We start from the raw sequence: 21,669 nt of genomic DNA on the forward strand, positions 1-21,669 counted from the left end.
TATGTTTTTGTTTGCCTTCTGCTATTTTCATGATTATCACATTCTTTGTTATCTGAATAGCCGAGGAAAATATGACCTTAAGACTGGCCGTGCCAGAAGAGGCTGAAAAGCTCTGGGAAGTTCGTAATCTTGCTATCCGCGCAGGCTGTCAGAGCAGCTACGATTCTGAAGTGATCGCCCGATGGACTCCGGAGGCGATGCCTGAAAGCTATCGTCAGGTCATCATCGATAATCCTTTTTACGTAGTAGAAGATGAGAAGGGCGAAATTGTGGCGAGCGGCTATCTCGACCTTGATGCAAATAGCGTGGAAGCAATTTTTACCGTACCCGAAGCCGCGGGAAAAGGACTCGCGGGACGAGTCATCACAGCGATACTGAGCAATGCGCGCGAGCGTGGTATTTCTCGATTAACGCTTTCCTCAACGCCAAATGCACACACTTTTTATCAGAAACACGGATTCATCACCCTGGGTGAAAGCCTGCATCCTTCAAGAATGGCGGGCGCTGAGTTGCGCTGTTTCAACATGGCCATTGATTTATCCGATGAGGAGAAACCATGACAGTAATCGTGAGGGCATTGCGCAAAGGCGATTATGCCGGCTGGCGTCCGTTGTGGAATGGTTATACGGCGTTTTACGCATGTGAACTCGATGAATCCGTGACGGCATTAACATGGGAAAGGGCGCTCAACCCGCATTCGTCCCTGTTTTGTCGGGTCGCAGAAATCGATGGCAAGGTGATCGGTTTTGCCATGTGCGTGCTGCACGAAGGCACTTGGACCACCGCACCCGTTTGTTATCTTGAAGACTTGTTTGTTGATGAAAATGTTCGCGGAAAGGGTGCCGGAAAGGCGCTGATTGAGGCGCTCCAGGCGGAAGGAAAACGCGAAGGGTGGTCAACGCTCTATTGGGTGACACGTCAAAACAACCCTGCGCGAAAACTCTACGACATGTTTAGCGAAGCAGACGATTTCGTCCGCTATCGTGTGTCGCTCTGAACCTGCGTTATGGCTCGCGACGAGCAACGATAAACAGACGCGGAAACGCCAGCAGTATCTGACCGTTTTCCTGGAGCGGATACTGCTGTTCCAGAAGCTCGTGATAGCGCTCCAGATAGTTCCGCTGCTCATGCTCACTCAGTTCCTGCAACCAGGGACGCAATCCCGTCGCGCTGACCCAGTCGATGATGGCCTGATGAGAACTCATTTTGTGAAAGTACGTTGTGCGCCAGATATCCACGTCGCATCCCGCATCGGTCAGAATATCAAAATAAGCATGAACGCCGGGCAACGGGTCGCGGCTAAGGTCAGGAAAACCTTGCTCATACGCCACTTCTCGCATCAGAACGTGGGTAGGTTCATCGCGGTTATCCGGCATCTGAATCGCGAGCACGCCGTTCAGTTTGAGCAGAGAAACCAGGTGCGGGAGTAGCTCATAATGGTCGGGTATCCACTGTAACGACGCGTTGGCATAGACCAGATCGACGGAATGCTGAGGACGATACGTTTTTATGTTCGCTTCAATAAACTGACACTCGGGTAAGGCGACTCGCGCCTGTTCCAGCATCGCGGGCGAATTATCCACGCCAACAATATGTGCTGATGGCCAACGCTGGTGCAAAAGCGTAGTGCTGTTAGCCGGGCCGCAGCCCAGATCCAGAACCTCAGAAACGTCGTTTAGCGCCACTCTTGCCAGCAATTCGGCGGCGGGACGGGTGCGTTCCGCGCCATATTGCAGATATAAAGAAGGATTCCAGTCGGCCATCATCGCATCTCCAGTTTGCGGTTTTCAGCAAGTGTAGATGATTTATGTTCAGGTGTTTAGCCAGGCCTGGCCATCGGCCTTCATTTTTCGCTCTAATTCGCTGCCACGAGTGGCAAAGACGCGCTTAACCGGAAAACCACTTTTTTCCAGTACATAGGCCAGCGCAGCATATTCACGCGGGTATTTTTCGGCCGTCGCCGTGTCTATTTCCACAAGCCCAAGAGGAAACGTGAAAGTGCCCATGTCATAAATGCTCTGACGATGGAACAGTTTCCAGGCGCCATTTCGTTTTTCCATCAGATCGTAAAAACGATTATGTCCGTTACAGCCCACGTTAAGTTTGACGTTCTCAGCGATAATAATGGCGTTAGTTTCAACAATTGCTTTGTCGCCGTTGAAGGTGATAATCGGGCTGCCCATCAGATGTTTAGTCCGAATATCTGACGCTCCCATACGCTCTGAACCGGTCACAAAATCGCTGAACAATCCTTCAAACCAGGTCACCTCGATGGTGCCGTCCGGATGAAACAATGAACGCAGCTGCTCCCATTCGTTCAGATCCCGGTGGATCCAGCCATTGATCAGGTCGGTAATCTGCAGGCGATCTTCAATTCTGTTTTCCATTTCTGTGCTCCAGTGTGTGAAAGTTGTATGGAGTATTGACCTTACCTTCGATAACATCAAATAGCTTATAATGACAGATTAATCATTTTTACTGATGAATGGAGGGCGAACGTGGATTTACGCCAGTTACGCTATTTTCTGGCCGTAGCGCAAGAGAAACACTTTGGTCGCGCAGCCCAGACGCTAAACATCGTGCAGCCTGCACTCAGCATGCAGATTCGTGCCTTAGAGGAAGAACTCGGCGGCGCGTTATTTGTCAGAACCAGCCGCAGCGTTGAGCTGACCGAAGCCGGAAAATTGTTCCAGACTGAGGCGCAACGCACGCTAGACCAGGCTGAGTTTGCCCGCCGATCTGTTGAACGGTCGCTACGCGGTGAAACCGGTACGGTACGAATTGGATTCGCCGGAAACGCCATTTTCAGCGGTCAACTGATGCAAGATTTACGTTTTTTCCGCAAACAGTATCCCGACGTAGAAATAACGCTGAAGGAAATCCCCCCGCAGCAGCAGGTGGAGGCGATCCTCGCCGGACAGCAGGATATTGGGTATACGCCTGATCACAGTAAAACCCTCACTGACGGGATTAACGTAAAGAGAATAGGGGAATGGGCGTTTCTGGTGGCGCTATCGAATGAACATCCGCTGGCTGAACATCCGTATTTCACTTTCGAGATGCTCTCCGGCGAACCGCTGATCCTCTACGATGCCCATGACACACATGAAAAGCTTTACCTCCTGTTGAGTCAGAAACTGAAGAGTGCTCTTAAGGTTGCGCATCGTTCTGACAGTTCGTTGAGCGTTTTGGCTCTTGCTGCCGCAGGACTCGGAATCGCGCTGGTTCCCGAACCGCTAAAGCAGGTCAATATTCCAGGACTGGTTTACCGCAGCCTGAGTGCTTCGGAGTTAACGGCTAATTTGCTGATGATCAGCCGTAGTGATGAAACTAACGGCGCGGTTAACGCTTTCTTAGCGCTGAAATCGCAAGGACAAGGATGACGATAACGATGCTGGATTCTGCCAGAGTTATGATTGGTACGCATAATGTATATTATGTTAAATCTAGTCCGCCATCCATTTAGTTCATACCCATCCACGGACCACGATCAATCATACACTTACCCTGCACTCCATCTTCTTCTTGCAAGACGTTATGTTTGCTGGTTACTTTCTTCATACACATAATTTTTTGTTCATACTCACACAACTCAATATCAACCAACGACTGCGTCTATGGGTACTGATGGATACTCATACGTGCCAGCCGCTTTTATACCCGTTACTATATCTTATAGATCATCTGGCTTTGCGTTCATCAGCCACGCAATCCGCTTCACTTCAAGCGCTCAAGTTTTTCTATGAATTCTGGCACCAGAAACATGGCGTGACGTTTTGCTTCAGTTTCTATTCCTCGAACCACAATCCATTGATTGCCATTGATGAACTGACAGCCTTTTTTCATTATCTGGAAAATACGCATTTATATGTACCAGCGTTAACCATCAGGTCTGCTACGCAGACCATGCCTCAGCGTCGTACAAACATTAGGCATGTACATGTGGTTATTCGCTTTATCCGATATTTGATTAACACGTATATCTCGCCGAGATATATTGATGGCTCACCTAAAGAGCTCACACGACTTGCCACGCAGTTAACGGGACGGTTATCGATACATAAAGCAGAATTCCGTACTCTTACCCATTCTCGTCAGATGAACAATGGCACGGCCCATAAGCGTTTTCGAAGTCTGACTGCTGAGATGGTCATGGCTTTTTACCAAATTATTACACCAGGTTCACTTTCAAAGAAAAACCCACTTAATCCCTTCCCCGCTGGTGAAATCCAGCTACGTAATTTTCTGATTTGCCGGTTGCTTTTAAATTATGGATTGCGTGTCAGTGAATTACTGCTTTTGGAGTGTCATTCGATCAAACCAAATCTCCGAGGGGATCAGTTCAGCCTGATTGTGACCACAGTAGATGACGACGTACCAGATCAGCGAAAAAGATTACCTTCATTAAAAAATGTCTATGCAAATCGGGTGCTGGCATTAGATAAGCTGGACTATCATTTTCTAAATCTATACATCCATAAAATCCGCCATAGCGCCTCACATAGTTTTCACTAGTTATTAGGGATTATGCTTATAGCTATGTAAATATAACATTTTAGTTCTACGCACTTTTTGAGAACTTGGCCTGATAGTGTTGTAATCGGTGTTCCTCCGGTGTCAGTTTTTTCAGTGATTCATGTGGACGTTCAACGTTATATTCTGAAAGCCACCACTTTGGGATTTCCCGTACTTCGTTCAGCGTCCTGACTGCGTGCATTTCAGCCCACTCAGCCTGAGTAAGAGAAACAAATTCCGAGCCGTTATCCATGCGAGGCCTCGTAGGAATATCCTCGGTTTGTTGCGTTCCTTTCGAGCATACGAGGCACTCGCTGAGACGGCAGGCTCAGGACTATTTCAATCGATATAGCCTCGCGATAGAAATCATTGACGATACTGAACGTGCAAAAGTAGCGACCGTAAATCCCCTTGCGCATCTCATCGGTGAGCATTCACGCCTTTCTAGGCCTGATTGAGTCGTTTTGTTTTCAGGTTCTGTTAGTTGATTTTAAACTGACAATGTGCCGCTCCTTGACTGTTTGCTTACGCGGGCTGCAAATGCAGGCGGTTCAAAGCAAGCAAGTTAACGAACTAGATCAATATCCTTAGCGTATACGAAGCCTTCGGTAGTGGTGATTGGTACGTTGAACGGGCTGCAAAAAACGTCGTATTTGCCAATATTGTTTTCAGCACGATAAGACCAATCGAGCGCCAAGATTACCTTCTTTTCGCGTAGCTCTGGGATTTCTCGGCATTTGTCTGCAATAATATTCGTGATGTTGAAAACGAATTTGTACATATCAAATCCGAGTTCATATACCTTTCCATCAAGCCTTAGACTGGGCTTTTGGCAGAACATTTCGAGGTCTTTCATGAGATTTGCGGCGTAGTCGAAGATCTCAGCGATATCACTCATTTCCCTCTGTACGAATCGCAATTTGGATTTGTAATTTTTGTTTTTTTTTGTCAGGTATCGTGTTATCGATAAATGATTTGACGCTTTTTGCGAGCACTTCTAGTGGTATTAGAAGGTGTTGCGAATGGCTAACGAGAACATTTTCCTCGATTTTGACATGGAGACGAATTTCGTCAACGTCCCCGACATGGTGAAAATAATTCCTGATAAGCCTGAGTACTTTGAATTCTGGAGCAGTTTTAATGCTGCAGTTGAATAACTCATGCAGCTTATCAGCCGTAGAGTGGAGGTTATTCAGGTAGGTAAACAGCGTATTGATATCCCGCTCTTCAGAATGCCTGATGTCCAACAGCTCGCGCTGGCTGTGAAAATATCGATCAATAAACGTGTAATTATCCATGTGGCTAGGCCCCACTCCCCGGCTGATTTCATATTTTATACTGAGGCTCAAGATAGTTCGAACTCATGCTCACTCACTCACTCTGCGCAAGTCTAGGGATAGGCTATCTGCAGCGGATTCGAGTATCGCTGAAGGCCACTCGCTCCCGAGTGGCCTTGTAACTTTAGTTGGGTAGTTAAATTCAAAAGAGTCCTCGCGGTAGAGATTTTAGAATTTCTTTATCTTTTCTTAATGCCTAAGCCATTTATAAAGCTTTAATACCTTTATAAAGGGTTGCTTGTTAGAATTTATTCAATTTTTCATTTTTGCTTTAAATGTTTCAAGAAATACATTTTCATCATTTACTTTGAAAATGGCGTCTTGTAAAAACTTTCCATTCTTGTCAAATAAGAAAGTCCACTCCCCTTTTTTTATAAGTCGAATTTGTTTAGAAATTAACTTCTCAAGACGCTTTTCTTTAGGTTTATACAAGAGATTTTCTACAAGTTTAAACATCATTTCCCCAAGACTTCTTTTGCTATAATTTGCAATCCTGATTTCATCCTTAATTAGAGCCATTGTGATTAACTTTTTCTGCTCATAATTCCCAGCTGTGAAGTATTTGGGCTTGTCGATTATCCTTAGATTCTTGTCAGTGATTCTTGCATAAAGTTCTCGTAGTTGAATATCATTAACTTTTCCAGTGATTTTTTTAAGATACTCATCGATTAATTTATGAACAATTTTTGAATCATCAATAACACAGATAATTGTGAAATCTCTCAATTTAACCATAACCGTTCCGGTACCGTACAAGTCGATATAATCAAAAGGTTCACTAAATTCAGAATCGTCACATTCAAAAAAGAACATGCTCCCGTAGGTTTTTTCGTCTATGATAACCCCTGAATAAATACTTCTCGCTATACAGTATGTGTGATGTAATCTTTCCCACTCATAACTGTCTGAAATTTTGTCTCTTTTTTTGAAGTCTGAGATAAATTCTCTATCTTTTAAATGGGTTTTGATATAAAGCAAGCAAACCCACTGGAATATTAATTCCTTATTTTTATTAAAAAATGAAAGCGACCTATTGATATCTCCACCAAAACCTTCAGATACTTTTTTTTCCAAGCCAGTTCCTAGCAAAGAATTACATCCTTTACAACAGGATATTTTATATTTCCCGTATTTAAAGGTTTTTCCATTCGGTAAACTTATTGTTTTCTCAAATAAGCTGAATTTTTTTAGGATCCAACGTGGGATAACATGTTCATCATTAAAGTCTTTTTTTTCATATTCATCACCACAAATAAAGCACGTTTTCCCTTCACATATTTTCGTTGCAAAGTTCTCCTTTGAGAATAGCAATACTTTATTTTCCTCATCAACAATATTTCCGTCTATTATTTTCACTTTACTTCCCCATGTTATTAATTTTTATCTTTTGTGGTGAATTATATATAACAATTTCATAACAGATAATTGAGATGCTATAATTGTACATTATTATATTGCTCTAAGGCTATCTCAATCACTTCTTACACCAGCTGTTTATCAATCCGAGGCGCATCAGCCCTAAAGGAAAGAGATTGTGCAGGCTGATGGCCAGCGTATATCTCGCCAAGCTGGTGCATAACCGACTGCGCCATGACGCCCCTCCAGGTTTTAATGGGCTTTCCGGGCTAATCCAGCGAGTGCGATTTGCCAACCTCGAAAATGAGCAACTCCCAGGCAGGTGAAGAACGAACGCTGACCGTAAGGCTGTTTTCCTCGGACAGAAAATGCAAAGCGATAGCACGGTGATGTCAATACACCTACCCCAGTGCCGCTAAATCGCATGCTGTAACCTTTTGTTACGTTTGGAAAAGGCCCATGAAATGAAGCAGAGTAAGCTGTCAGTACATACTCATAAGAGGCGCATTTCCTGTTAGTTCATGAAGTTCTCTTAAAGTGATTTCACCATCCTGTTAAAAATATCATTTATAGCATAGAGATATGTATCCTGTGGTTTATGAACTGGATTCGCACATAACATAAGTTAAATAACCTCCATAGGGCTGTAGTTAAGTTAATGCACTACATACACGATGTCGACATATATAATGGCCCGACACCTCGGGCCTTCTACCTAGTGCTGATTTGAAAGGTTATTGTATTTTAATTGATTTGAATACAATGTCTGGCACCTGATGATATTTTGAACTATATTTTGGACTCATCACCAATATTGCGTAGTACTTATCATCAGATGAAATAATAAGCATTTTTGCTTTCGATTTTTTTGATTCTATATCTGTAAAATCTGATGGGGTTAAGTAAGATGTTCTTCCATCAGTTTTTCCCCTGATGAATTTAATACCACCCTCTGAGGTGAAATTTTCTTCAAGCTGCGAAATCATAAGATTTACAAAACCTGCCAGCTTATTATCTTTAATTGCGTAGGATGGTACCCAGGAAAGCATGATGGTCGAGTCGTCATCGCTAACCCAGACATGTCTAATGCCAAATTTTTTTTCGGCTTCTTCCTCATCAATTTTCTCATACCCCACTGGGATAGATAGTGAAAAGTTTGCATCAACCTGAACAGGTGTCACAGCATATTTAACCTGTTCAGTTGACGAGACGTTTTCGCTCGATTTAGCATCACATCCTGTCAGGAGAATGGCCTGAAGAACTGCTGCAAATATAATTACTTTCATGTGAATTCCTGGTTAGTATTTCGTTGGTATGTATGTTTTCTAAAAGTCAGCGGAGTGCAGGACGGTATGAAATACCGGCATTCTCGTGCCGTCATTAATTTAAAAAATAATGAAAAGCTATACCCGATAATAGGTATGCGGAATAACACGCCAGCAAAGTTGCTACTATGGAAGCATATCGTGAAACTGCATTGCAGGGTCTTCTAATTATCTTTGATAAAATTGTTGCTCCTGTAAACATAACCACAATCCCCAGAGCCCCTCCCGCCAAAAGTGGTGCTAAAAGTAATAGCCAGATTTTCTCATGCCATCTCATCTTCGGCACTAAACGTACAATTTCCTCATTGATTTTTACTATCGGGACCGGATCAAGGAAATGATCTAACTCCAACCCCACCACAACTGGCCTGTTCGTGTCATCCTGGATATGATACCTCCTTTTAAATATTGTCGTTTTTTTTTGCTCAACGTCGTCCACAAAAAGTTTCGCACCCTTTAAAAGGGTAAGCCGGACTGAGACCTTTTTCTTCCTTAATAGCGGGTGTTTTACTGGGTAATCCATTATTATGGCTCCTTGATTTTGTGCTTTTTAATAAACTCATCTTTGTTTAATAATAAACGCCAGGCTGTTGTAATAACGTTTCTGAAATGATATTCGCCGCTGTGAATACGTCTTTTATTCCATCTGGAGGCTGAGGGCGGCATATACTGAATGCCGCCCTCATTCAATCAATTTACCAGCTGTAGGTTATACCGGCATTCACCTGCCATGGTTTTTCGTGGTTCTCACCTTTAGAATAATTGGCGCCAACGTATCCACCAAAACCCGATTTAAAGGCGACATCCGCACCCAGACCTACAATACCTGCCATACCATCGGTACTGTCTTTGACCTCAATACCGTTCATATTCATCTTGTTGTTTTTCGCCATTTCATCTGCCACCGCAGCATGAATGTAGGGAGCAATTCTCCCGCCGTTTTTGAGGGTCCACTGTGTGCCTACATTGGCGCCAGCCTCACTGCGTAATGACTCATACCCGCTGTCACGTGCATGCAGGCCGTTGCTCAGCTTATAATCAACCCCGTTAAAGCGGGCGTAGCTGAGGCTGACATAAGGCTCAACAAACAACGTTTTTAATGGCTGCAGACGTACACCGGTTTTCAGACGGCCACCAAAACCAGCAGAGTCGTAACTTGCTGAAGACCTTCCGCCATCAAGAGACGTTACGTTGAGATCGTTCTCCATGCGGCTGGCTTTTACTGAACCGTCCACGAAAATGCCGTTATGGTGACGGAATGAGCCGTATAGGGTTCCGGAGTAACCGGTGATGTTACTCCCTGTGTTGGCTTTATCCGTCATACTGACGTCTGAACTCCCCCGCATTACGCTCATGCCAAGCAGCACGTTGCCGTTATTCAGCTCAAACTCTTTATCATATCCGAGCATAAATCCATGGTTTTCCTGTTCAAAGCCCGAACTGGCACCATCCATTTGCTGGCGAGTATCACTGCCGTAATAGCTGCCCCAGACGCCATGGGCATTCTTCTCTCCGGTACGACGGTTATTGTCCATTCTCAGATTGAGGGCTTCTTCCTCATCACGCCAGAGCGTTACCGCCGCCGCACGGGTATTGACCACGGTCTGTGCACCAGTAGATAACTCCGGCGGCCTGGAACCTGGGTTTTGCGGTGCTGCAGGGTTCGTGATATCCGGGTTTTGCGGTGCTGCAGGGTTCGTGATATCCGGGGTTTGCGGTGCTGCAGGGTTCGTGATATCCGGGGTTTGCGGTGCTGCAGGGTTCGTGATATCCGGTGTCTGCGGGATAGTCGGATCTGTGATATCTCCTAAAGTACCCAGGATGACATCCGTTGAACCATCATCATTCTTGATTACATACGACTGGTAGCGATAAACGCCAACGTCAGAGACCATGGTATTAAAATTGGTGCCGGCGGCATCGGTGACGTGCACAATGACGTTACCGTACATCAGGCCAGCCGCTCCGCTGGAATTAGAAGCCACCCCGGCTGTCAGCGTACCTGCGGATTTATCCGCCGTGAGAATAAATGCCTTGCCTGTGTCATTATTATAATTTGACAGTACGTATGATGGCCCCTCGTCACTCCCCTCAGGATTACCTTTCAGAACCCCTGTGGTGATATTGCCGCCAGTCATGTTCACGGTACCGTTGTTCAGGCTTAATGAGGCCAGGCGTGAATCCCCCGTGTTAGTCCATTCAGCTCCAGTGTTCAGCTCCAGTGCAGCACCCTGAACTAAATCGGTGCCGGAGAGGTCTGCCGACCCGGACCAGGTCGTTTCATCTGAGAAGGTGATAGTGGTGGCTTTGCTTCCCGAAGAGGAAGAGTTTAAAAAAATGTCTCCACCGACGGTGGAATGGGCAATATTAATATCTGTTTCCTGTGCGCCCGCATCTTCAACATAAATCAGATTTCGGGTGCCTTTCACCGTACTCTTTTCAATGAATACTTGTGAACCTCTTGACACGGCAAGAGCCTGCTCACCGTACAGGCCGGAATTACGCAGATACAGAATACTATTGTCGCCGGTGAGCGAAACACCATTGTTCTTCCCATGGATGTTAACTCTTGTACCCAGTAACTGTGAATTATTACCGGACAGAGTCACACCGTCATTTTGGTTACCGGCAACTACCGCATCATCCAGTCGTATGGTGGCTTGGTCGCCCACAGACTGAATACCATTCATTTCTCCGGTGACTGTTGAGTGCCCGTTCACTTTGAGATTCAGATCGCCTGCATCGGAATAAATGCCATTGCCGGTCAGTCCGAACACATGAGTGTTATCGCTGATTGTCGCCCTGACATTGTTGCCATCGAGGAACTGGATACCGTCAGCGCCGGAAATCACGTCTTCACTACTGCTCCCGCTCAACATGGTGGTATAGAGCTCGGAGTTATTACCTTTCATGGTAATTCCTGCCACGGAATGATTGCTGACAGAGGCATTTGTGACGTGAACTACGTTGCCGTCGCCGGTGCTGAGTATTCCATAGGTTGAGTCTTTTATCTGAACGGCAACATCACCATCACCTACAATCTCAATTCTGGTACCGTTACCCATATCGATAGCCGGTCCATTATTATTTTTGATCGTTGAATTCCCTCTTACTTCAGCAGCGCTGTTTTCCGGAAGAGTAATACCATCTTCAGTAACATAGTCGTCATAAACATCATAACGCCCGTCATCTGCTGAAACAAAAGATGATGACGAAATAATGGATAACGCAAGTAGCGTTTTCCGGAATGAGTGATTCATAAGGTTAACCTCAATTTGCTTTTGCTTAAAAAACTGAAACAATAAATATATAAACTATGAATGATCTGTAATTAAAACAGTTGAATGGGAATCTTCGTTTTTTTGAATTCATTTTTCATATAAATAATAAGGTGTGCAGGAGACGAAAATGAATATAACGTAGTTATCGCCTGACGATGGGCATAAGCAGTCTTGTTAGTAATGGAGAGTTGCGTTGAAATCTGCATTAAGGACTTGCCTGTTTGTAAGTGTATACAAAATCGTCTTTGTGCTTTAGAAAGCAGATGCAATTTTAAAACACTCATACATGCGTAGAGTATTTCATCTATGTTAGGTACAACGGCATACACTGATTTAACCCATTCGCAGAGCTGCATTTTAACGGACACCTGGTCAGGGAACTGAATGGATGCAATGAAATCGTTGTTATCAACCAAAATAATACAGGCTTTGTCTTCGATTTTTCGGATCCTGATAATCTGTTTAACTAAGTCGTGTATGGTCAGAACACTTTCCGTATCCACGAAATATATAATTTTTCCCTTGAGTGAACGGGAGTATCGTTCTGTCGCAAGAGTAAGTAGGTTAAGTACGGCAAGTTTTATAAAATAATTATTCCCGATGTAATTACAACGCATTTATAAGTCCCTCTGTTCAAACTTCCTTTTCCTGACTACGACTTTGCTACCGAGCCGCTAACTCCCCTAACCCGCCACTCTCGTAGCGGGTCGCAGGTTCCGTGCGAGGTACGAGAGCTACCCAGAAGGTGGGGTAGCAAGATTTGAGAAAATTCTAGCGGATTTGTTTTATGCACAGAACAATAAACTACATTAAATTCGTTTTAAGAGATTTAATTTGCATAAGTGTTTTTTTTGTAATTAACATCTGCGATATTGGAAAATTTAAGTATTTTGTTTTGCTTGCTCTTTTGTGCTCTTTTCGTGTTTTGCTATACTCAGAGACATTGAAGTACCACTAGATACTCTGGTTTATTCCGGTATCCCGATCTTGCTTCCTGAGGTTCAGATGCAGTACTTGATAAATAGTAAAGTCATCCTGAGCCAGGATGGGCTAAGAACACCGGGAACCTGCGAAGCTGAAATCAGGCTCACGAAAGTACCGTTACGCTTAATTTATGTCCTGGCTGAAAATGCGAATACAAATATCTCCCGGAGCCATATTTTCAATCAGGTCTGGGAACTACACGGACAGGAACCCTCGGGATCAAGCCTGACAGTTCATTTAAGTAATCTGAGAAAACAGCTGGGAACTTTCGGAATAGAGCATGATGCAATTAAAGTTCTTCCTTCCAGGGAAGTATATTTTACGGCCACTGTCGAAAGTCTTCCTGACGAAATAAAAAACAATTCGGTTGAGCACACCGTCAGAAATGCAGCTCAAATAACGTCACCACACGCCCGGCCTGACTTTATGAAAAATAACATGAGCCATACAGTTCCAATGGGACTGAAAACAAAAAGATTGGCCATAGGTATTACGCTGTTTCTTATATCCACTGTGATACTTTTTTCATTAATTAAGGTTTTTTTTTCAAAAAATGAAGCAGCATATCCACTATCCTATGCCGGGTGGGAAAAAGCAGGTGAGATAAATACATGTAATTACTTCTTTCTGAAACACTATCTGGTCAGAAGCTTTAATGTGGAGGATAAAATTGAAAAATTCATAATGCGTAATAATATTAAGTGCGTCCCTTCAGATATGATTCTGGTGTCGGTTCATGACAGAAACGCAACTGATGAACTGCGTACTGAACCGGAACGTGATTTTCTTGCATTCTGTCATAGGACAGATGACGGCTTTGCCTGTGAAAGTGATTATTACTATAACGGAAAATAAAATGAAATTTATCACGGGTATGATTGTGCTTGTTCTGTCGTTCAATGCCTTATCAAATGAGGACGTAGACTGTGTTGGTCATTCCAACATCAGTATGGTGACTAATGGCAAACTCATTTCCGTCCAGGCAATGTATGTCATTAATCTTTCCAGAAAACACAATGGCTACATATCACAAAGTGGGGAGGTACAGTCCGGGCAACGATCCTATAAAATAGACAGATTCTATAAAATTGAAGTTTTACCAGTCGGTGGAGCCAAAGAAATATTTGAATTTAGGATCAACGGAATGACACGGCACGAGCCGGATTCAGTTCCTGTCGATCTGCCTGACAATTTACTGCTGAATCGTCAAGGGATTTACAAAATTCAGCGAACGCTTGTCACATCGTATCTTATCAGTGACGTTTACTCACCTGTACTTGTCTGCCACATGCGATTAAAACTCCGTTAAAAACGCACACTGCTTCTGCTCAGGGTTGACTCCGGGAGATATAATCGAGGTTTCTGGTGGCGCGCAAACCGGATCGTGCATGGAGAGTCCAACGGTTTGTGCGCTTTCTGTGCTCTCACGGAAAGCTCATAAAAGCAGATCTTCTGTTAGTTCATGAAGTTCTTTGGAAGTGAAGTCGATTTTCACTCAAAATACTATTGAAAATCAACTTCATATGTTATTAAAAGCCTATGAACTGGATCCTCGCTCAACATAAGTTAAATTCGATTCAAGCTTATCTAATCGGTTTACTTCCCAACCCCCCTGACTTCCTCTGCCACTTCAAAGAGCGCTGGATAGTTAAAAGCAAACAACCTATCGTCGGCAAAACACCGATGGCGACCGACTGGTGTAGAACTGCCAGGTGCTGCTATTGAGTCGAATGATGCTGAAATAAAACGGCTCGTTTGATTTGAGATAGAAATCTGGCAGCGTCCTTGCCAGCAACGGATGGATCGTCGTGCCTCCTCCACTGGATGCAACATTATCCGATTCAAGAAAATAATCGTCATCCTTACGGGTAAAGGAAAACCAGACGTTTTGATTTACCGCCAGCGTCTCGGCATTTTTATCGGTTATTTGCCCGCGTAAAATAGCCACTCCACGCGTACCATTAAAAACGTATCTGACGGAAATATCGCCTTGAATATCCGGATACTCCATCATCATCTCTCCTGAACAATCGAAATGCGATCGCTGCCAGTTTTGTAACATTAACGTCGCCGCGATTGTTATCGCCACAGCGACGATGATGAAAACACTCCATTTAATATTACGCGCCCACATTTCTGGACTCCTTAAAATAATAATGTGTCACGCAGTCATTATCACGCCAGCGACTATATTGTTGGCGACAAGCTAATGCCGAGATCCGAGGAAAATTAGGATATAGCGTGAGATAAATCCAGGGATAACTCTGACAATCCAGCGTGCTGGCTTTTATAAATTGCAGATGTTTATCAAATTTCAGCACATCCTGATTCCCGTACCAGTGACATCCCTCCCCTACGCTCAGTGGCACATAGCGGCTGAGTCTGGAATCAAACTGTGTCTGCCAGGTCACCAATGCAGCGATAAAACAGCAAACAACGCCTGCCAGCAGCCACCAGGCTGTACGTTTGTGTGGCGGTTTCAACGTTTTTTCAACCGGCGTGACTGGCGGAGTTATTGGCTCATTACACAGAGTTGCTTCGGGCTCCTGCTCCTGGATCTCGAGCTGTGGCTCAAGACGGATCCCGACTTTTGGCACGGTGACGATCAGCTCTTCATTCAGCCCCAACTCTTTAAACGCGCGGCGAAGCAATGATATGTTCTGATAAAAAGTATTATTTGTGACCTGAGCACCGTTAATAAACCAGACATGCTCAAAAAAATAATCGCGTTCGATGACCTGGCCTTGTCGCTGAATTAACAACAATAAACAACGAGTTGCCGGATTACTTAACGCTATGCGCTTCGTCTCATCTGATTTCGCGTGTAATACATTTCGCTCTGGCCAGAATACAACGGTGCCGTTGAGCAAAAAAACTTTTGCCATCGTGAGCCCTGAATGTGATTTTTTGTCAATTTATCTGAAGTTAGTTCATCCCTGGTTATTTTACGACAGCTGAAAATCCCCAGCGATTTCCTTCATCGTTAATCACCACAAAGTTTATCGTATTATTCAGCATTGCAGGAGGGGCCGAATTAAAAATCATGCTTCGGGAATGCGGTAATACCACTATTCCGCTTGTGGAATAGTCTCCGGAAGAAACATCAGCCAGTGTTATGTTCCAGGAACTATCATTTACAGCATAAATTATTCCACGCTCATAGCGAAAACTCAGAAGATTGATGGATTTTTCAGTCAACACCTCTATTTTTTTTGGACGCCATAGAACTTTAAGCTGATTTCTTAGCGCAAGTCGCACTTTTTCACCAGTCGAAGAGGTCTTCTTCTCCGGCGGAATTTGATAAATGTTGAGCCAGAAAAGAGACTCACGATCGTCGGCAAGTCCTGCACCCGTGGTCATGATCCGCAATTCTCGCTGCTCACCTGGATGAATCTTCAGCACTGGCGGCAATACCACAAAAGGCGCACTGGTCTGCGAAGGCCCTTTCTCAGGCGCTCCGTCATCCACCCAGCTCTGCACCACCACCGGGTAATCTCCGTCGTTCACCAACTTTACCGTCCGCTGCGTCTCTCCATGATTGAAGATCACGCGCGTCATGTTGATATTGACTGCCGCCTGTACGCTAAACGCCAGAAGCCACAGGCTACTGAATACGCAGTAAAACTTGTACATGTGACTGGTAGCTCCCCGCCGTTAATGTATCAGCCCCAAAACTGGCAAGGCGTGCCTCGAAGGTTTCGTTGTAATAATTCACGCCATCCTGGCTGCCATTTTGCTGCGTATTGCTGCCGATAACCGGCATCCAGCCGCCTTCTGTTCCACTGCCTGGCGTCGTCACCGCCATAAAATTTACCGATTTACCTGCCCTGTAAACCTGCACGCCCACGCCACGGGCATGTCCGGCGGCGCCGTATTGTGAGTCAAGCAGCCAGGTCACGGTTTTCCCGGTGATCAAATTAAAACTCCAGGCGCTGTTGACGCTGCTTTCCGGCGCAAGCAGCCCCATTGCCACGTTACTTTTCCCCGTTGCAATGCCTGATATGACCGTCGATTCGCAGGCAAATCCTATCTGAAACGGTGCCGAGGCGTATTCCCCGCGTTTTAGCTGGGCAACCGAAATAACCGGCAAATGCACAACCGGAGTAAAATCCTTCACCTGGCACATCGCCGCACGTTTAACGGTGATGCCGTTGTTATACAGGCTTATCACCGATGGCCAGTCATTGGCCCACCCGGCCCAGTTGCCTCCCCGGTGTGGTTGCCCGACTTTAATATCCCAGGACGAGGTTCCCGGCCCGCGAAACACCACATAGGCATTAGGGTTCACATAGCTGTTATAGCTCGCCGACTGTGCCTGATTCGCGTAATACCGCGTATCCAGCGTTTTGATAAGTTCTGCACTGATAGTGGAGAAATTTTTGGCCTTAATCAGGAAGTTACCGTTGGTGTCGAGATCCAGGTTTTCGAGCGGGCGTTGCTGCCAGCTGTCGGTGAATACGCTGCCCGTCGCGTCATGCGTCAGACGCAGCGCGACATTTTTCATCACAGTCAAACGGGCACCTGGTACGTCGTTCGCTTCATACCATCCCGCGTAAGCATCATCGCCGTTGGTTGACCAGGCTTCATAGAGTTGCCCGGCGGTATCTGGCGTGCAGCGGAAAAAGATCTGTTCGGGATCGTAGCCACCGCCTTTGTGCGCATAGGTGGTGAACGGAATACCGCCGCTGGAGGTCAAAATTGTTCCTCCCGGCTGAAAACTGTTATTGCTGGTGATATCAACGGATTTGCTCAGGCCCGGCAGCAGCCCGTTCCAGGCATCGTTGCCGCCACCGGATCGCCAGTCATTGGCGATCCCATCCTTTGCGGCACTGAGCCGGTGCGAACCCTGCGCGCCGCTGCTCCCAGAGCTGTACGGGTAAATAATGTATTCGCAAGCAGCCTGCACTCCATAAGAAAACAGAACCAGCAGCAGGAAAAAAAGTCTCATGATTGTCCTTTTGCCACGCAGGCCAGTGTTAATGCAATCAGCGGTTCGGTACGCTGTTGTTCGTTAAGTTTCCACGGCAGCGAGCAGTCACTGCCTTCGAGCGTTAATCGCCCTTGTTCGCCTTCCACTCGGGCATAAACCTGATTCCCCTGAGCCACCATGCCCACGACGCGCCCGCGATCGTCGATAACAGATGTGCCCACCGGCAGCGTCTCTTTACCGCTGACGGTAATCAGCAGCGGATAGCCTGCAAGTGTTGCAAAACGCAGTTTGACGGCAGCTCCGGCCATCGGCGCGACCCGACGCTGGCTCTCCTGTAGCTCTGCATTGGTGTTCATTGCACTGCCATCAAGTGTGACGTTGTTATAGCGATACGGGGTTAACGACGGGACCAGCGCGTAACCGCCACTGTTCACCGTTGATCCCTGTCCGCTGCCGACTCGCGCACCTTCCGCGCCCGGTGCTTCCACCAGGGCGAAGGTGTCGCCCACCCACGGTCCAGTGACGACGCCGTGACGATGTACAACCACCGCCCCACGAACACCTGCCGTCCACTGCTGATAATTCTGCGCCTGTGAAACACTGCCGTTCAGCGTGCCAAAGGCGGTATTTTTTTGTAGCGACCCGCTCCAGTCGGTCACATCGCCGGCTTCCCCCTGCCCCTGTTGCCAGCCTGTCGACAGCGCGTAATTGAGGCTTTCCTCACTGTCGAGTGCGCCAGACAGCGCCAGTTGAGCATTGCGCCCGGCCTGTTGAGCCTGGCTTGCAGACAGGGCCAGCGTGTGCTCACGTTCACCAAAACTGAGTGGCACGGAGAGTGTCAGCGTCGCCACATTCTCTTTTTGCGCTTGCGCGTTGTCACCGCTGCGCCACCAGGTATTCTGCCGACTGAAGGAAACGCCAAGCGTCACGCGACCGAACGTGGTGTTGTATCCCGCCTGCAGCTGGGTGCTGTTTCCGCGCCCGCCGTAGTAATCCATCATCGATCCGGAAATCCACAGATTGCCGTAACCGCCCAAGGTCTGATTAACGGTCGCGGTGAACTGATTACGCTGGCGCAGGGTATCCGAACGCCACGGCATATCGCGCCCGCTCACGCTTCGCTCGCCCAGCACGTCGCCGTAATCACGATAACCTTCTGTCGAGTAGCGATAACCCGCCAGTGCCACGTGGGTTCCTGTCGGACTGAAGGTTTTGCTCCAGTTGGTTTGCATCCGCCACCCACTCAGGGACTGAGACGCTATCCGCGCACGTGAACCAGTAAGATCGACGCCAAATGCGCCCAGCGTGGTCGCCAGAACGCCGCCGATCAATAGCGCCTGATACTCGTCACCGACACGTACGGCCCCGTTCGCTGTCAGTAAATTGGTCATTCCCCGCTCCAGCGTGAAATCAGTAAACACGCCGTCGGCAGCACTGTAATCGCGGGTTTTTCCCGCCACCAGACCATAGCGCCAGACGCCGGGGCGCAACGACAACGGCACGCTGGCGTAAGGTACGGTGAAGCCGCTTTTTTTGCCGTCTGCCCCGGTGATTTCAACCTGCAAATCCCCGTCCCACGCGGTGTTCGGCAAATCGTCGAGCACAAATGGCCCTTGCGGGACGCTGGTTTCGTACAGTGTGCGACCGTTTTGCTTAACCACGACGCGTGAAGGCGTTGATGCCGTTCCGCGAACCTCTGGCGCATAGCCGCGTCGGGACTGGGGCCACATCCGCTGATCGGTTTCCAGTTTGATGCCGGTAAACGCCATGCTGCCAAGCAGGTTACCTGGCGTGTAGCTCTCACCCACGGTCAGCACGCTTTCCAGTTTGGCAATCGGGTGCTGGAGCCAGGTTTGCAGCGCATCCCAACGCTGAGTTTCGCGATACTCATCGCGCCGCCAGTTTGCAGACGACTGCTGACGAAACTGCCAACTACCCAGGTTGAAGCCGCTGCTCAGCCCCAGCCAACCGTAATCGCTCTGCTGGCCGCCATTTTTATTGTGGTAAACGTGCAAGTTGTAATTGCTGAACAGCACGCTTTCCCCGCTCTGCCACTGCGAGGGCGGAACATAGTCCTGCGGCGTGCGTTTCATTGCTGCCTGCGGAACGCTCAGGTTCAAACGCAGCAGACCTTGATCGAAATCCCACCGTCCGCCGCTAATGCGCGCTTCAGGTTCAAGGCAGGTGTCCGGTGGCATTTCTGCCGCAGCCGTAACCCCTTGTTCATTCCAGAATTTCACGGGTAAACAAGGTGAAACGCGCCCTTCGGTATCCTGGCGAAACAACACGTCATCGCGCCCGATGTACTGCCCGTTCAGCCAGATATCGACGCTGTAGTGCCCGGGCGCAACCGCAGTTTGATTGTTAAACTGTGCCAGCCCTTTTTCGTAACCGCTGCCCAGCAATAACGCCTCATCGAAAGTGTATTCACTTGCGTATAAGGGCGTTATGCCGGGAAAAAGCAGCCAACACCAGTGCGGGTTAATGGCCGACATCGCCTTGATTCTCCACCGCCACGCGCCCGCTTAAGGTCGCGCCCTGATCGTTAATCCAGCGCATCTGTGCTTCAGCGACCCGAGCAACCTTCGCGGGCCATGAGACCGTCGCCCACGGCGCGATGGTTTCGCTCTGAATACGCTGCTTTTTACCCGCATCGCTGACTTCTAGCGACGAAAGCGCGAGGTAATAGCCGCTATTGTTGCGCAAAAAAAGTGTGCCGTTCTGCAGCCAGACGCGACTTGTACTCGCCATCTCCAGCGGTGATCCCGTCAGCCCGTTTGGTCTCATCAACACTTTGACCCGGCTGCGCACCAGCACCAGCAACTGGTTGTCCGCCTGCGCGCCTTTTTCCGACGGTGGGATCTGAATAAAGTTGAACCACCACAAAGACTCCCTGTCCTGCGCGACCGGCTTACCGACATAACGCAGGCGCACGGTTTGTCCCGAATGGGCCGCCAGCCGGAAGACTGGCGGCGTGGTGACAAAAGGAGCGTTCGCGGTTTGCGGAGCAGATTGCGGATTGCCTTCATCCAGCCAGACCTGAACAACGCCGGGGAAATCGTCGCGATTGGTCAACTGCACGCTGACTTCCCGGCTATCGGCCGGATAAATAATCCGGCTGCCGGTCATCACAATGCTTGCCTGTGCGCTGGCACACATCAACATCCCGGCCAGAAATATCGCCATTCCTTTCATCACGCTGAACTCGCTTACAGGTAAGAAACGGCGTACTGCACGGCACCGACAACCGTACCGGCAGTCGCCCCGCCGTTCGGGCTGAAGTACTGCACCGCAAAGTCGTGTTCGCCGGTGGTGCTACCTGCTGCAACGGTAATCCCGGCAACCGGTGTCGCATCACGCAGATCGATAGCCGTGGTCCCCGCACTGTCGGTCATCAGCTGCAGCTCAACGTTTTGCGCTGTACCGGTGTTAGCCAGGTTGCCGCGCTCGGTCATGTTATTGGCGACGAATACAGTCTTGATATCCAGCGCATCAGCATCAACGGTACATCCGGTCACACCCAGGGTGAACGCCGTCAGACCTGCAGAAGAAGCCGCAGTGGCCAACTCGCTTTTGGCGACAGTGGGCAGTAACACTACCGGGCGCGCATTCACACCATTCACGGTCACTTCGCAGGTCTGCTCTGTCACTTCACCTTTAAAGGTAATGGTGTTGGCCGAGTCAGCGTGTGCCGTCTGCGCAATTAACAACGCGAGGCTACCCGCAACAAATAGACGACAGGCATGTGAAGTATTGGTTTTCATATTGTCTTTCCTTAATAAATAAATACACGGCATCCTGACAATGCAACGCAATAGCGCTCCTCCGCTGAACGCGGAATGTTTATTTGCATGACGTAAAGAGACCAGTAATGTCTGTTAGTACCATAGGATTAACCCTACGATGATTGTTAGTTTAAGATTATTCCTGGTAATTAAAAC

General features: G+C 47.4%; 20 protein-coding genes and 2 pseudogenes. 6 read left to right on the top strand and 16 right to left on the bottom strand.

Going from position 1 to position 21,669, the window contains the following annotated elements:
• Nucleotides 1-71 precede the first annotated feature (71 nt).
• Together JBO43_RS01310 and JBO43_RS01315 are read left to right on the top strand one after the other, a co-directional pair.
• On the top strand, nucleotides 72-560 hold the full coding sequence (locus JBO43_RS01310; RefSeq protein ID WP_202673538.1) for a GNAT family N-acetyltransferase: 489 nt from the start codon (nucleotides 72-74) through the stop codon (nucleotides 558-560).
• Nucleotides 557-997: a GNAT family N-acetyltransferase gene (locus JBO43_RS01315; protein ID WP_095282021.1), complete on the top strand. Its 441-nt coding sequence runs from the start codon at nucleotides 557-559 to the stop codon at nucleotides 995-997. The genes JBO43_RS01310 and JBO43_RS01315 overlap by 4 nt, the downstream gene beginning before the upstream one ends.
• 7 nt (nucleotides 998-1,004) lie before the next feature.
• On the opposite strand, the gene tam is transcribed toward JBO43_RS01315, so the two are convergent.
• On the bottom strand, nucleotides 1,005-1,763 hold the full coding sequence (gene tam / locus JBO43_RS01320) for a trans-aconitate 2-methyltransferase (RefSeq protein WP_202673937.1): 759 nt from the start codon (nucleotides 1,761-1,763) through the stop codon (nucleotides 1,005-1,007).
• Nucleotides 1,764-1,811: 48 nt separating this feature from the next.
• Nucleotides 1,812-2,387, bottom strand: coding sequence for a nuclear transport factor 2 family protein (locus JBO43_RS01325; protein ID WP_202673539.1), 576 nt, complete (start codon nucleotides 2,385-2,387; stop codon nucleotides 1,812-1,814).
• 111 nt (nucleotides 2,388-2,498) lie between these two features.
• Between JBO43_RS01325 and JBO43_RS01330 the strand changes: the two genes are divergently transcribed.
• The gene (locus tag JBO43_RS01330; RefSeq protein WP_202673540.1) at nucleotides 2,499-3,383 is read left to right on the top strand and encodes a LysR substrate-binding domain-containing protein; all 885 of its coding nucleotides are present in this window, start codon (nucleotides 2,499-2,501) and stop codon (nucleotides 3,381-3,383) included.
• 190 nt (nucleotides 3,384-3,573) lie between these two features.
• Nucleotides 3,574-4,509 (top strand): annotated as a pseudogene (locus JBO43_RS01335) (site-specific integrase); the annotation flags it as partial.
• Nucleotides 4,510-4,561: 52 nt separating this feature from the next.
• On the opposite strand, the pseudogene JBO43_RS22860 reads toward JBO43_RS01335, so the two are convergent.
• From JBO43_RS22860 to JBO43_RS01365, 7 genes and pseudogenes are all read right to left on the bottom strand, one after another.
• Nucleotides 4,562-4,922: pseudogene (locus JBO43_RS22860) on the bottom strand (integrase core domain-containing protein); the annotation flags it as partial.
• 158 nt (nucleotides 4,923-5,080) lie between these two features.
• On the bottom strand, nucleotides 5,081-5,413 hold the full coding sequence (locus JBO43_RS22865) for a hypothetical protein (RefSeq protein ID WP_237729900.1): 333 nt from the start codon (nucleotides 5,411-5,413) through the stop codon (nucleotides 5,081-5,083).
• A complete protein-coding gene (locus JBO43_RS22870) occupies nucleotides 5,406-5,813 on the bottom strand; it encodes a hypothetical protein (protein WP_237729901.1) in 408 nt (135 codons plus the stop codon). The genes JBO43_RS22865 and JBO43_RS22870 overlap by 8 nt, the downstream gene beginning before the upstream one ends.
• Before the next feature lie 291 nt (nucleotides 5,814-6,104).
• Nucleotides 6,105-7,208, bottom strand: a complete 1,104-nt coding sequence (locus tag JBO43_RS01350) for a hypothetical protein (RefSeq protein ID WP_202673542.1) — start codon at nucleotides 7,206-7,208, stop codon at nucleotides 6,105-6,107.
• A 734-nt stretch (nucleotides 7,209-7,942) separates the two neighbouring features.
• A complete protein-coding gene (locus JBO43_RS01355) occupies nucleotides 7,943-8,494 on the bottom strand; it encodes a hypothetical protein (protein WP_202673543.1) in 552 nt (183 codons plus the stop codon).
• Nucleotides 8,495-8,588: 94 nt separating this feature from the next.
• The gene (locus tag JBO43_RS01360) at nucleotides 8,589-9,056 is read right to left on the bottom strand and encodes a hypothetical protein (RefSeq protein WP_202673544.1); all 468 of its coding nucleotides are present in this window, start codon (nucleotides 9,054-9,056) and stop codon (nucleotides 8,589-8,591) included.
• Between the two features lie 172 nt (nucleotides 9,057-9,228).
• On the bottom strand, nucleotides 9,229-11,793 hold the full coding sequence (locus JBO43_RS01365) for an autotransporter outer membrane beta-barrel domain-containing protein (RefSeq protein ID WP_202673545.1): 2,565 nt from the start codon (nucleotides 11,791-11,793) through the stop codon (nucleotides 9,229-9,231).
• 1,026 nt (nucleotides 11,794-12,819) lie between these two features.
• Here JBO43_RS01365 and JBO43_RS01370 point away from each other — a divergent pair.
• Both JBO43_RS01370 and JBO43_RS01375 read left to right on the top strand, forming a co-directional pair.
• Nucleotides 12,820-13,653 carry a winged helix-turn-helix domain-containing protein gene (locus JBO43_RS01370; protein ID WP_202673546.1) on the top strand — a complete coding sequence of 278 codons (834 nt, stop codon included), beginning with the start codon at nucleotides 12,820-12,822 and terminating at the stop codon, nucleotides 13,651-13,653.
• Between the two features lies 1 nt (nucleotide 13,654).
• Nucleotides 13,655-14,107: a hypothetical protein gene (locus JBO43_RS01375; protein WP_202673547.1), complete on the top strand. Its 453-nt coding sequence runs from the start codon at nucleotides 13,655-13,657 to the stop codon at nucleotides 14,105-14,107.
• Between the two features lie 354 nt (nucleotides 14,108-14,461).
• Here the strand turns inward: JBO43_RS01375 and JBO43_RS01380 are convergent, their stop codons facing one another.
• Genes JBO43_RS01380 through JBO43_RS01410 form a run of 7 tightly spaced genes read right to left on the bottom strand, consistent with a single transcriptional unit; the run spans nucleotide 14,462 to nucleotide 21,492 of the window.
• Nucleotides 14,462-14,932, bottom strand: coding sequence for a YqeJ family protein (locus tag JBO43_RS01380; protein ID WP_233210383.1), 471 nt, complete (start codon nucleotides 14,930-14,932; stop codon nucleotides 14,462-14,464).
• Nucleotides 14,919-15,683, bottom strand: a complete 765-nt coding sequence (locus tag JBO43_RS01385) for a winged helix-turn-helix domain-containing protein (protein WP_095282024.1) — start codon at nucleotides 15,681-15,683, stop codon at nucleotides 14,919-14,921. Before JBO43_RS01385 ends, JBO43_RS01380 begins: the two co-directional genes overlap by 14 nt.
• Nucleotides 15,684-15,738: 55 nt before the next feature.
• Entirely contained in the window at nucleotides 15,739-16,431 is a 693-nt protein-coding gene (locus JBO43_RS01390) for a fimbrial biogenesis chaperone (protein ID WP_202673548.1), read from the bottom strand.
• Nucleotides 16,403-17,746 carry a fimbrial protein gene (locus JBO43_RS01395; protein WP_202673549.1) on the bottom strand — a complete coding sequence of 448 codons (1,344 nt, stop codon included), beginning with the start codon at nucleotides 17,744-17,746 and terminating at the stop codon, nucleotides 16,403-16,405. The genes JBO43_RS01390 and JBO43_RS01395 overlap by 29 nt, the downstream gene beginning before the upstream one ends.
• Entirely contained in the window at nucleotides 17,743-20,223 is a 2,481-nt protein-coding gene (locus tag JBO43_RS01400) for a fimbria/pilus outer membrane usher protein (RefSeq protein WP_202673550.1), read from the bottom strand. The genes JBO43_RS01395 and JBO43_RS01400 overlap by 4 nt, the downstream gene beginning before the upstream one ends.
• On the bottom strand, nucleotides 20,210-20,914 hold the full coding sequence (locus JBO43_RS01405; protein WP_237729902.1) for a fimbrial biogenesis chaperone: 705 nt from the start codon (nucleotides 20,912-20,914) through the stop codon (nucleotides 20,210-20,212). Before JBO43_RS01405 ends, JBO43_RS01400 begins: the two co-directional genes overlap by 14 nt.
• Before the next feature lie 23 nt (nucleotides 20,915-20,937).
• Nucleotides 20,938-21,492, bottom strand: a complete 555-nt coding sequence (locus tag JBO43_RS01410; protein ID WP_095282028.1) for a fimbrial protein — start codon at nucleotides 21,490-21,492, stop codon at nucleotides 20,938-20,940.
• Nucleotides 21,493-21,669: the final 177 nt, after the last annotated feature.

The sequence above is a fragment of the Lelliottia jeotgali genome (assembly GCF_016771845.1).
Lineage (GTDB): Bacteria > Pseudomonadota > Gammaproteobacteria > Enterobacterales > Enterobacteriaceae > Enterobacter > Enterobacter jeotgali.